Annotated in this window: 9 protein-coding genes; 2 read left to right on the top strand and 7 right to left on the bottom strand. The window is 67.3% G+C overall.

The genetic code is table 11. From position 1 onward, the window contains the following. Positions 1 to 376: 376 nt before the first annotated feature. Complete coding sequence (locus D7X74_RS11255) at positions 377 to 514, bottom strand: sigma factor-like helix-turn-helix DNA-binding protein (RefSeq protein WP_120532935.1); 138 nt, start codon at positions 512 to 514, stop codon at positions 377 to 379. A 143-nt stretch (positions 515 to 657) separates the two neighbouring features. Further along, positions 658 to 1,305 carry a hypothetical protein gene (locus D7X74_RS11250; protein WP_158622216.1) on the bottom strand — a complete coding sequence of 216 codons (648 nt, stop codon included), beginning with the start codon at positions 1,303 to 1,305 and terminating at the stop codon, positions 658 to 660. Positions 1,306 to 1,930: 625 nt separating this feature from the next. Between D7X74_RS11250 and D7X74_RS11245 the strand changes: the two genes are divergently transcribed. Beyond that, positions 1,931 to 3,205, top strand: a complete 1,275-nt coding sequence (locus D7X74_RS11245) for a sorbosone dehydrogenase family protein (RefSeq protein ID WP_158622215.1) — start codon at positions 1,931 to 1,933, stop codon at positions 3,203 to 3,205. A 109-nt stretch (positions 3,206 to 3,314) separates the two neighbouring features. Here D7X74_RS11245 and D7X74_RS11240 read toward each other — a convergent pair whose 3' ends face one another. The 5 genes from D7X74_RS11240 to D7X74_RS11220 form a co-directional block, all read right to left on the bottom strand. Beyond that, positions 3,315 to 5,690, bottom strand: coding sequence for an Ig-like domain-containing protein (locus D7X74_RS11240; RefSeq protein WP_147446540.1), 2,376 nt, complete (start codon positions 5,688 to 5,690; stop codon positions 3,315 to 3,317). Positions 5,691 to 5,852: 162 nt separating this feature from the next. After that, positions 5,853 to 6,941, bottom strand: a complete 1,089-nt coding sequence (locus D7X74_RS11235) for an acyltransferase (protein ID WP_120532931.1) — start codon at positions 6,939 to 6,941, stop codon at positions 5,853 to 5,855. A gap of 193 nt (positions 6,942 to 7,134) precedes the next feature. After that, the gene (locus D7X74_RS11230) at positions 7,135 to 8,367 is read right to left on the bottom strand and encodes an RCC1 domain-containing protein (protein ID WP_120532930.1); all 1,233 of its coding nucleotides are present in this window, start codon (positions 8,365 to 8,367) and stop codon (positions 7,135 to 7,137) included. A 265-nt stretch (positions 8,368 to 8,632) separates the two neighbouring features. Beyond that, entirely contained in the window at positions 8,633 to 9,520 is an 888-nt protein-coding gene (locus D7X74_RS11225) for a PhzF family phenazine biosynthesis protein (protein ID WP_120532929.1), read from the bottom strand. Between the two features lie 80 nt (positions 9,521 to 9,600). Continuing rightward, positions 9,601 to 10,038, bottom strand: a complete 438-nt coding sequence (locus D7X74_RS11220; RefSeq protein WP_158622214.1) for an Hsp20/alpha crystallin family protein — start codon at positions 10,036 to 10,038, stop codon at positions 9,601 to 9,603. Positions 10,039 to 10,508: 470 nt separating this feature from the next. On the opposite strand from D7X74_RS11220, the gene D7X74_RS11215 reads away from it, so the two are divergent. Next, positions 10,509 to 11,051: a DUF481 domain-containing protein gene (locus tag D7X74_RS11215; protein WP_233602055.1), complete on the top strand. Its 543-nt coding sequence runs from the start codon at positions 10,509 to 10,511 to the stop codon at positions 11,049 to 11,051. Positions 11,052 to 11,069: the final 18 nt, after the last annotated feature.

Genomic DNA, 11,069 nt, shown 5'->3' with positions numbered 1-11,069 from the left:
CGCCCGCACGCATGTGGCCCTCCGCGAAGCGATGCGAGAGGCACTCGCAACCGTGCGGCCACAGGACGCAGCGACCTGGTTCGCCTACTGCGGCTACCCGCCTCAACCGCCGTGATCACCGTGGTAGGACGGCGCCCAGGTGCCGGCCCTCACTGCTCGGGGGCTGGCGCCATGTTGCACGTATGTCGCAGGAGGCTGCGGAACGGGTTGGGACGAACCGGGACAGGGCGGGACGCGGAGGGAAGTCGAATCCGAGTGGTTCCGGGCGGTTGCGAGGTAAGGGCGCGATTCTGCTGGGGTTTTCGCAACGCCGGCCGTGGGTTCGATTCCCTCCGCCTCCACCGTTGGCCCACGGGCGCCCATCCGTACTCGCGAATCATGGAGGTATTGCACTGACCGTGGCCTCTCCGATGCCCAGCAAGTGGGCAATCTGCTCGTACGAGAGGCCCTCCTCGTGGAAAGCGCGCACGATGGTCCGCCGCAACTTCTCCGGCGTGGGAAGTCCTTCGCTCATGCCCCGAGGAGATCAAACCTCGGCGATCGCGTCAAACGGGCTCTGGGTTAGCTCATTCGCCCGATCACTCCCTCAGAAAGCAAAGGGCCGAGTCCCCGAAGGAACCCGGCCCGCGCAGGGGGTCAACGATACGTTCGCCTACCTTACTTGCGGATGCAGCCAGTTTTATTGGTGATTGCCGTGGGACAGGCGACCGGCTTGAAGCTCACGGTAGGATTATCCGCGTTCTTGAACCAATCGAATCGCCAATAACAGCCCGGCCGCAATTGAGACGGCAGCATGGAGCATTGATCTCGACTGCTGATGCCGCCGTACTGGGCACCCCAACCACTGGAGGGAGCATTCCACTGAGGCGTACAGGCATTGAACATGCCAACACCCCCGCCAGGGATTAGCAGGTCGAAATGGGTGTCACCCGAAGGCCCTCCCGTATTAACAACCTGAACCACCATCTTCTTGCCATTCGCGGACCCGCTGGTGAATGTCAATTCGTAACAGGCGCAGCTCAAAGTGGCTTCTGACCCGCCGGGCACATACGCTGCGGCAACCCCATACGCCAGACTATCATTCACAGCCCATGGCTGATTGTTGTTACACATGAAGGCAGTACCACCATTCGCACCGCTTTGCGCATTCGGACTGAGCACGGTGACGCCATCGCTTGCGCAAGCTTTAACCGGACCGGTAACTGAGGCTTTCCCAGTCCACGAAGCGCTTCCTTTGGCACAATCCCAGTATCGGGTCGTCTTGCCCGTTTGTTGAGCCTCAGCCTCGTTGCCGATGCCGAGCATGAGCGCGAACGCAGCCACTACAGTCAGCGCTTGTCGAAGGGAGCCACTGTGACGAGTATTGGTCATCGTCGCAGCGTGGCCCCAACAGCGCGCGAGTGTCAATGAGCGACGCTGCCTCACACTTCACACCTCGTGCGTACCCGGCAATGCGCTGTTCGGCACGACCACCTCGCACCAGTTGAACCTACGGTAGGGGGGCGCTGGTATGCTGCCAGACCTCAACCGCCAGCCTGGATTACGAGAACGACCCGCGGCGCGATCTCGTACTTGCCCTCGCGCTCTGGCCCAGTGCGAAGTGAAGCATCGCCGCGTCGGTGTCCTCTTCAATGCCCGCAGGGCGCACCCCATTTTAAATCTCTCCTTTAAAGCCCATTCAATTTCAGTCCCTGGTGCCCCGCGGGCTCGGGGCGTATTTCTGTCGATCGCCCGGCCAGGAGCACTGGAGCGCTCGACAAGGAACACGGGCCGCAGCAAACCCCTCTTTCTTTGAGGCAATAACACCATGACTGGAAGATGCTTCTCCCTCCCGTCTCACCAGCGATTTGGGCTCGTCGCAGCGCTCTGTGCCTCTGTCCTCCTGGGTTGTTCAGACCCGTCCTCTACCGGGAGCGATGCCGGCGTCGAAATGGATGCCGGGGATCGGACCGATGCCGGAGATCAAAACCCAACGGGTGACGCCGGTGTGGCCGACGGCGGCGGGAGTTCCGATGCCGGCGCTTCTCTCAAGAACAGTTGCCTGGGGCCCGCGAGCGCCAACGTGGCCAATGCGAGGTTGCCAGCGGGGTACTGTGCATGGACCTGGGCGACCATTTCTGATCCGCGAGGGTTGATCGTCGCTCCGAACGGAGACGTCCTGGTGGTCGAGCGCAGCGCGGGCCGAGTCACCGCGCTCTACGACTCGAACGGTGACGGCGTTTCGGATTCGTCCGAACGGGCGACGCTGGTCGAAGTCAGCGGGCTCAACCATGGCATCACACTGCACGACGGATTTCTCTATGCCTCTTCCGCGACGCGCGTCCTGCGTTGGCCGTTCGCAACCGGAATGAGGGCAGCGCTGAGCGGCCAGCAAGAAGTGGTGACCGGCATCCCCGCGGGCGGCCATGTCACCCGGACCATCATCTTCGACGCCGAAGGCCGCCTCTACGTGAGCGTCGGTTCAGCCGCGAACGTGGACAGCAACTCGACGCGCGCTCGCATTCGTCGCTTCACCGCGGCCCAGGTTCAGGCGGGCAACGTGGCCTTCACGGACGGCGAGGTGTTTGCCGATGGCCTTCGGAACGAAGCGGGCCTGCGTTTCGACAGCCAGGGCCGGCTGTGGGGTGTGGAAAACGGGCGAGACAACCTCAACCGTGCTGACCTCGGGGGCGACATCCACACCGACAATCCCGCTGAAGAGCTGAATCTCTTCGCTGAAGCCGGGCGGTTCTATGGCTACCCCTATTGCTTCAGTGAGTTCCTGCTTCCGGCTGGCGTGGGAATGGGCCCGAAGACACAGTGGGCAGATCCGGGCTTCATGAATGATGGCACCCACTCCGATGCGTGGTGCCGCGACGTCAACAATGTGGTGCCTCCAATGTTGGCGATGCCCGCTCACGTTGCGCCGCTCGACATCATCTTCTACGACGGCGCGTCCTTCCCGCCCGAGGTGGTCAACGACGCCTTCGTCAGCTTCCATGGTTCCTGGAATCGACAGCCCGCCCAGGGCTACGAGGTGGCGCGGGTGGTGTTCGAGAACGGGTTGCCGGTTCGCTACGAGCCGTTCTTCGAGTTCGACGGCACCAGCGACACCGCAGCCGGCTGGCCGCATCGGCCGGTGGGGTTGGGGGTGGGCCCCAATGGCGAGTTGTTCGTGAGCAGCGACGCGTCAGGCCAGATCATCGCAATCGGCTACCAGCGATAACCAGACGCCCCACGCTCAACTCGTGCGCACGTACAGCATCGCGTGGCTCACGACGCCTCTTACGCAACGGCCGCCCTGCCCACGGGGCGCGGGGCGGCCGTTCGACGTCTCAGTGCCCCAACACGTGGACCTGCACGGGCGAGTGCTGGTCCGTGGACGGTCCGGCCCCCAGGGCGCCCCAGCCATTGTCACCCCAGGCCCACACGGTGCCGTCCTGCTTCAAGGCAAACGTGGACTGCTGCCCCGCGGTGAGTGCCGAAACCCCCGTCAGGCCTGGCACCCGTCCTGGCACGCCGCGGTGGGTGGTCGTCCCATCCCCGAACTGGCCACGGTGGTTCCAACCCCAGGCCCACACGGTGCCGTCCTGCTTCAGGGCCAGCGAGTGGTATCGGCCCCCGGCAAGGGCGACGACACCTGTCAGGCCCGGCACCTGCACTGGCGAGGAGCTGCTGGTGGTCGTCCCATTCCCGAGTTGTCCGTAGTCGTTGTAGCCCCAGGCCCACACCGTGCCATCCTGCTTCAAGGCCAGCGTGTGGTAGGCGGCAGGGACAATGGCCGCGACATCCGTCAAGCCCTGGACCTGGACTGGCGTGAGGCGCTCAGCGGTCGTCCCGTCCCCGAGTTGACCTCTGGAGTTGAGCCCCCAGCCCCACACGGTCCCGTCCTGCTTCACGGCCATCATGTGGTGCCAGCCAGCTCGGAGCGTCACGACGCCCGTCAACCCCAGCACCTGGACCGGAACCGCGCGCGCGGCCTTCGAGCCGTCTCCAAGGGAGCCGTCGATATTCCAGCCCCAGGCCCACACGGTGCCGTCCTGCTTCAAGGCCAGCGAGTGATAGCCACCTGACGCGATCGCCACGACGTCCGTCAGACCCGGCACCGGCCCCGCGGTGGGACGAGGGACCGTGGTCCCGTCCCCCAGCTCATAGGCACCGTTGTCACCCCAGGCCCAAACGGAGCCGTCCTGCTTCAGGGCGAGCATGTGGGTGTCGCCTGGTGCAATGGCAGTCACCCCCGTCAGGCCCTGCACCTGCACTGGCGTGTCGCGGTTGACGGTCGTCCCATCCCCAAGGTTGCCAAAATTGTTTCGGCCCCAGGTCCACACGGTGCCGTCCTGCTTCAACGCCATGGTGGAGTAGTAGGAGCCCGCGATTCGAATCACGCGCCCCGACGGTGCCGTGCAGACCGTGCCCCCTTGCAGACCGAAGGAAGCGCTGGAGGAGAGCCCCAGCGCGTTGGTGACGGACACCGTCACCGCGGGCGTCGTGCCCTCGGGGATGCACGAAGGCGCCGTCCAGAGGACCTCGCTCGTCACACCGCCGCTGGAGGCCGCCCCCAGCGCCCCCACGTTGGTGGCCCAGGCGAAGGTGAGCGCGCTGTCCTGCGGGTCCTTCGCCCTCACCCTGAAGACGACGGTTCCCCCCTCCGCCGGAACACTGACGACGGACTGGAACGTCTCCACCACCTCCGGCGGGAAGCGCGCCTGCGTCGAGGGCCCAACGCAGACGCCCAGCGTCCCTGTTGTCTGCCCTCCCCTGCCGTCCGCCACCGTCACCCTCAGCGAACACCGGGCGCACGCGCTTCCCATGGGCGGCTGCGCTGTCGGCGTGAAGCTCGCGTTCGGAGAGGTCTCATCCGTCCACGTGCCCTGGCAATCCGACGTCCACTGGTAGCCCAGGCTGTCCCCATCCGCATCACCCGCCACGGCCGTCACGGACGTGGCCTGCCCCACCGCCACGGATGAGGGCATCGCCGTCACCCCTGTCACCCTGGGCCACGTATTCACCGTCACGTTGACGGCCACGCTCCCCGTGCCACTCGTCACCGTGATGCTCAGGCTGACGGCGTCCGAGGCCCCCTTCGAGTCCGTCACCGTCAACGTCAACACCACCGCGCCGGGCACGGAAGGCGCCACCCACGTCGTGGTGAGGCTGCCAGGCGAACTGAAGCTGCCCGCGCTCGCTGTCCATGCATACGTGAGGTCGTCCTCCGCGTCGGAGTCCTCCGCGCTCGCCTGGAGCGCCACCACCCCCTCCGGTCCGACCGTCGAAGGACTGGCCACCAGCGAGGTGATGACGGGCGCCGTGTTTTCAAAGGGCGCGGGGGCATTCACTTCCTGGAGCACCAGCGCGACCGCCGTCGTCTCACCGGTGAAGATTCGGACACCCGTCGCCTCTCCCTCGTAGCGCCTCGCACCTTGCGCGTCGAAAGCCTCTCCATGGAAGGTGCGCCCCTCTCCCTCAGGAAGCTTTCCCAGCACGCCGCCCCACTGGGCGCCCGTCTTCACCAGCGCGTCGGTGCGAGCGGTCATCCCCTCTCCGCTCACCGTCAACTCCACCCGCACCACATCACTGGCACTCAGCCCCTGAGGCAGCGTCACCACCACCTGCGCGCTTCCGGACGCATCCTCGGAGACGCACCCGGCCAGCGCGACCATCAGGCCCACAGCCAGACAGAACAGCCTGCTTCTTCGCTCTTGAGACATCGTGTTTCTCCGCACGCGGTATTCGATGGACTCCTTCCCAGGCGTCGCCGCGGAGACGTATCCGGAGGATCACCAGAAAAGGGAGTCGGCGACCTTACCGACCGTGCACCCATCACGCCGCTGGGTCAGGGGGACGCCACACCGGTCCGCGATGACTTCAGCTCACCCACGTCGGCGAAAACTCCCGAAAGAGAAACGGGCCATGAACCCGAACACCGGAGGCGAGTTCTTCAGCCGGAGGGCCCGCTTCTCCACCAGATGCCAGGAGAGCGCCGCGAGCAGCACCACCACGGGCAGCGACAGCGTCGCGTTCACCCACCACGCCACGGAGCCACCCATCAGCCAGGTCACGGTCTGCTGCACGGGGAACGCATAGACATACACGCCGTAGGAGAAGTCTCCGTGGCGCGCGAAGCTTGAGAGGCGGCTCGGCAGGAAGGCCAGGTACAGCACCAGGTACGTGCCACAGCTCCCCACGGCGTACTTCAGGCCGCCCCAGCGCGCGGTCGCCACCAGCACTCCCACGCAGCCCAGCGCCAGCCAGGGGCTCATCCGCAGCCGCTCCCGGAACAGGTACAGCAACAGGCCACCGCCGAAGTAGAGATACAGCTCCGGCCAGAGGTTCAGCCGGGGGCCCACGCGCGGCACGAAGGGCACCAGCGCCGCCACCGCCCAGGCCACCAGGGCCACCTGGCGCCGCAGCAGCCCCACCACGCCCAGCCCCGCGACCAGCAGGTAGAACCCCACTTCGTACAGCAGCGTCCACAGCGAGCCATTCACCGCGTCCGGGTAGGCGTTGCCGTGGAAGACGCCGGGCAGGTTCCACTGCGGCTGGTACAGGGCGAGGTTGCGCTGGAGATAGAGATACGTCTCCGGCGACTGGAAGTAGCCCGCCAGGGGCAGCTCCGTCAGCGCGGGCCCGAGCAGGAACACGGTCGCCAACAACACGCACGCCAGCCCTGGGAAGATTCGCAGCGCCCGCGCCCACAGGTAACGGGCCATGCTCGGCGAGCGCTCGTAGCTCTGGGTGATGAGCACGCCGCTGATGAGCAGGAACACCGCCACGCACAGCCGGCCCAGCGTCATCTGCCCGCGGGTCAGCGCCTCGAACGGTTCCGGCGTTCCCGCACCCTGTCCCAGGGGGAACGCGTGCGAGAAGATGACGCCCACCGCGGCCACGAACCGGATGAAGTCCAGATTGTTGCGCCTGCCGTCCAGGCACTGTCGCAGGGTGGGTGAAGTGGAGGGCATGGGCACCGCCCTCCAGTCTCGCCCGAGCCCCCCGCCGCTCAAAGCCCGGCCTGTCGTTCTCCCGAGGGCGCACGGCACCCGGGCGGGCCCGGCACCCTCGCCAAGAGAGCGAGCTGGCATCGTGACCGCCGAGCCCGCGCTTCAGCTCGGGTTCCCGCATCCCGCGCGCGACGCGGACAGGCGCTCGCTGGATTCAGGGACCCTGGAGTGCGTTTTCAGCGCCCGCCAGTCCAGGCACCTCCACCGGCGAACGTCGGTGCACGGTCGTCCCGTCACCCAGTTGGCCGTAATCGTTGTAGCCCCAGGTCCACACCGTGCCGTCCGCATTCACGGCGAGCGAGTGATTGTAGCCAGCGGCCACGGTCGTGACGCCCGTGAGGTCCGGCACCAGCGCGGCCCTACTGCGCTCATTGTCGGTGCCATCCCCGAGCTGGCCGTAGCCGTTGTAGCCCCAGGCCCGCACCGTGCCGTCCTGCTTCAGGGCCAGCGTGTGAAAGCCCCCCGCGGCCAGGGCCGTGACGTCCGTGAGGTCCAACACCTGCACGGGCGCATGGCGCTCCAGGGTCGTCCCATCTCCGAGCTGTCCATAGACGTTGTAGCCCCAGGCCCACACCGTGCCGTCCTGTCTCACGGCGAACGAGTGGAAGATGCCAGCGAAGACGCCCGTGACGCCCGTCAGGCCCTGCACCTCCACCGGTGAACGTCGGTGCACCGTCGTCCCGTCACCCAACTGGCCAAACGTGTTGTCGCCCCAGATCCACACCGTGCCGTCTTCCTTCAACGCCAGCACGTGGTTGCGCCCCGTGGCGATGGAAGTGATTCCCGTGAGGTCCGGCACCTGAAGGGCCTGGGCGCGCTCCGTGTCCGTCCCATCCCCGAGCTGGCCGTAGCCGTTGTAGCCCCAGGTCCACACCGTGCCGTCCGCCTTCAAGGCCACCGAGTGGTAGCCCCCCGCCGCGAGGGCGGTGACCTCCGTGAGGCCGTCCACCTGCACCGGCGCGTTGCGCGCGAAGGTCGTCCTGTCACCGAGCTGGCCATAGACGTTGTAGCCCCAGGTCCACACGGTGCCATCCGCCTTCAACGCCACCGAGTGGTAGGCGCCCCCGCTCACCTGCGTGACACCCGTCAGCTCCGCCACCTGCATCGGCGAGCTCCGGGTCGCGTTCGTCCCGTCGCCCACCTGGCCGAAGGTGTTCTCGCCCCAGGCCCACACGGTGTCGTCCTCCAGCACGGCCACGGAGTGGTACCAGCCGGCGGCGATCCGGCCCCCTTGCGTGAGGCGGTTGCTGGCGGTCCTCAACGCCAGTGGCTGCGTCCGTGCCTCCTGGGTGGCACCGGAGGCGGACGGCTCGCCCCCACAGCCCACCATCACGGCGCTGACCACGAAGAGCATCCACCCCCACCACTGCCGTGCTTCTGACTTCATACGAGCCTCTTTCGATTTCGGAACGGGCGCGGCTCCTCTTCCAGCTCCCGGGTGCAGGGCACCTCCAGGGAAGCGTCGAAAGGAGCGCGGCGCGAAGCTACCTGCACAGGGTTGCGTTGGAATCTGGGTCGTCTTCGCCCCTGGCGCGACCCGACCGGCCGCGAAAGTCCAGGGCTCGCGCACGCGATGTTGGCGGCCGTATCGCGCGGGTGTTTCCCAAACACAGAATGCCCGCAGCGGCTTGCTGGCGTGACACCCACATGCCCTACGCGACGATCGTGGCCTCCATCACGGTGAGGGCCACGCCACCGACGCGGGCGCGCTCGATGCGGCCCGGCCTGCCAGTGACTTCGATGTCGATGCGGCCCGGCTTGCCCAGGGTGTCTCCCTGTTCGATGCGGCTGCTCACGGTGCCGCCCTGCTCCGGCAGGCGCAGGACGCCGTGCTCCGCGAGGTAGGCCGCCAGCGGGCCCGCGGCGGAGCCCGTCACGGGATCCTCCAGGATGCCGAAGCCCGGGACGAAGTAGCGCGCCTGCGCCACGCTGCCCTCCTCCTTCGCGTCCCGCGTGAAGAGATACACGCCCCGCACCCCGTGCGGCATCAACAGGGCGTTCATCGCCGCGCCCCTGGGGGCCAGCGCTTCCAGGTCCTCCCTGCGCCTCAGGGGCACCACCAGCCGGTGGCCCTGGCGGATCACCGGCAGTCCCGTGTCCACCTGCGCCACCGTGCCACCCAGCAGGGGCATCAGCGCCTCCAACGACACGGGGCTGGGCTGCGCCGCGGGCTGGGGGGTGACGATCCAGACCTGCGTCCCGCGCGGGCCCCGGGGCTCCAGTTCGATGTCGAACATGCCGGCGGGGCACTCCAGGCGGTAGGTGCCCGGGCTTCGCAGCAGCCCCTTCTCCGCGAGCAGGTGGAAGGTGGCGACGGTGGCGTGACCACAGAAGGGAATCTCATCCACGGGCGTGAAGTAGCGCAGGCGCACCGTGGGGTCCTCCGGCCGGGACAGGACGAAGGCCGTCTCCGAGGCCCCCACCACGGCGGCGATCCGCTGCATCGTGGGGACATCGAGCGAGGACGCGTCGAGCATCACCCCTGCCCGGTTTCCCTGCCCCGGGGTCTGGGTGAAGGCATCGATGATCTGCACCTGCATGGGGCACTCCGAGCGAAGAAAGGGGCGCTGAAAGGCGGAGGCATGCTCCGCCCTTCGGTCGCCGTCAAGCGCGGGGCCCTTCAGTGGATGGGCTTCTTCGGAGCGCCCTTGGCGCCACCCTTCACTTCGATGCGCCGGCCCAGGGCCCTGGCTTGCGGCAGCTTCATGGAGACCTCCAGGACGCCATCCTCGAACCGGGCCTGGATGGATTCCGTGTCGATGCCTTCCGGGAGCGGTACGACGCGCTGGAATGAGCCGAAGTCGCGCTCCATGCGCCAGATGCCTTCCTGCTCCTCCTCCTGCTCGAAGTTCCGTTCACCTTCGAGGATGAGCAGGTCCTCGCGCACCTCGACCTGGATGTCCTCCTGCTTCATCCCGGGCAGGTCGGCCCTCACCAGGAGGTTTCCGTCCCGCTCCACCACGTCCACCTGCGGCGACCAGGTGCCGAACTCCACGTCGCCTCCGCTCCGGAGGCCGAGGCCGCGTCCCATCCCGAAGTCCATGAAGAGCTGATCCATGTCCTCCATCATCCGGCGGAAGAACCCGAATGGACTCTGGGAGATGCCTCCCCTCTGGACGGCGGGGACCTGCGCTTCGCGGCGCGAGATTCCCGAGCCCCTGGAGGAAGCGCGGGTGGGAGCGGTTTCGCGTGGGACGTCGGCCTGCCTGGGTTGCTCCGTTCCCTGGGTCCCAGCCCGTGGGGTGCTCGAGCCCCCGGAGCCCCCGGCCTTCACGTTTTCGGTTGCCATGACAGCCTCCTCGGAGAGCGGCCCGGCCGGCCTCTGGCCCGTCGGGCAGTCCCCTCCAATCGAAGTGGGATGAGATCATCCCAGTTGAAAGCTGGCGGTCCGCGCGGGCGCCATCAAGAGGCTGCCGCCCGCACAACGGCTCCGGTGGAAGCATGGCCGGGCCCGCCCATGGCCCGTCACCGTCCTTTCTCCCACAACGGGGTTGAACGAGCGGCTCCGAGCAGGCACAGCAGGCAGGCATGAATCACGCGAAGAAGGTCGGGTGGGGGGTGCTGGCGGGGCTGCTCCTGGCGGGCAGCGCGTCCGCGCAGATCGTCAACGTGCAGGCGCTCTTCGACGAGAAGGCGGAGCTGGGACCGGCGGCCGCGATCGAACTGGGTGGCGACTGGCGCACGGGCAGCACGCAGCTGTTCTCCGTGCGCGGCTCGCTGGTGGGGCAGCTCCGCTCCGAGCGCAACGTCTGGCTGGGCGTCATCCGGGGCGAGTACTCCTTCGCCAGCGGCGAGCGCATCGTCAGCCAGGTCCTGGAGCACGTGCGCTTCCGGAGGCGTTTCACGGAGCGCGTGTCCGGCGAGGCGTTCGTCCAGCACGAATACAACGAGTTCCGCCGGCTCCGGTTGCGAGCCCTCCTGGGTGCCGGGCCACGCTTCGTGCTGTTCAACGAGGAGGCCACCGGGCTCACCTTCGGCACGGTGGGCATCGGCTTCAACCTCACCTACGACAGCGCCCCCCCGCGACGGTGCCGGCGATGGACACCCAGCTTCGCACCACCGTGGGCGTGAAGTTCTAGGAGTAGACTG

Source organism: Corallococcus sp. CA047B, from assembly GCF_003612065.1.
Classification (GTDB): Bacteria; Myxococcota; Myxococcia; order Myxococcales; family Myxococcaceae; genus Corallococcus; species Corallococcus praedator.
Note: the sequence above shows the minus strand (reverse complement) of the source record. Positions and strands in the feature narration are given on the sequence as shown.

Excerpts from the sequence above, each read along its gene's own strand:
- D7X74_RS11255 (WP_120532935.1), bottom strand. The coding sequence starts at position 514 with ATGAGCGAAGGACTTCCCACGCCGGAGAAGTTGCGGCGGACCATCGTG.
- D7X74_RS11230 (WP_120532930.1), bottom strand. The coding sequence starts at position 8,367 with ATGAAGTCAGAAGCACGGCAGTGGTGGGGGTGGATGCTCTTCGTGGTC.
- D7X74_RS11240 (WP_147446540.1), bottom strand. The coding sequence starts at position 5,690 with ATGTCTCAAGAGCGAAGAAGCAGGCTGTTCTGTCTGGCTGTGGGCCTG.
- D7X74_RS11245 (WP_158622215.1), top strand. The coding sequence starts at position 1,931 with ATGGATGCCGGGGATCGGACCGATGCCGGAGATCAAAACCCAACGGGT.
- D7X74_RS11215 (WP_233602055.1), top strand. The coding sequence starts at position 10,509 with ATGAATCACGCGAAGAAGGTCGGGTGGGGGGTGCTGGCGGGGCTGCTC.
- D7X74_RS11220 (WP_158622214.1), bottom strand. The coding sequence starts at position 10,038 with ATGGATCAGCTCTTCATGGACTTCGGGATGGGACGCGGCCTCGGCCTC.
- D7X74_RS11225 (WP_120532929.1), bottom strand. The coding sequence starts at position 9,520 with ATGCAGGTGCAGATCATCGATGCCTTCACCCAGACCCCGGGGCAGGGA.
- D7X74_RS11250 (WP_158622216.1), bottom strand. The coding sequence starts at position 1,305 with ATGCTCGGCATCGGCAACGAGGCTGAGGCTCAACAAACGGGCAAGACG.
- D7X74_RS11235 (WP_120532931.1), bottom strand. The coding sequence starts at position 6,941 with ATGCCCTCCACTTCACCCACCCTGCGACAGTGCCTGGACGGCAGGCGC.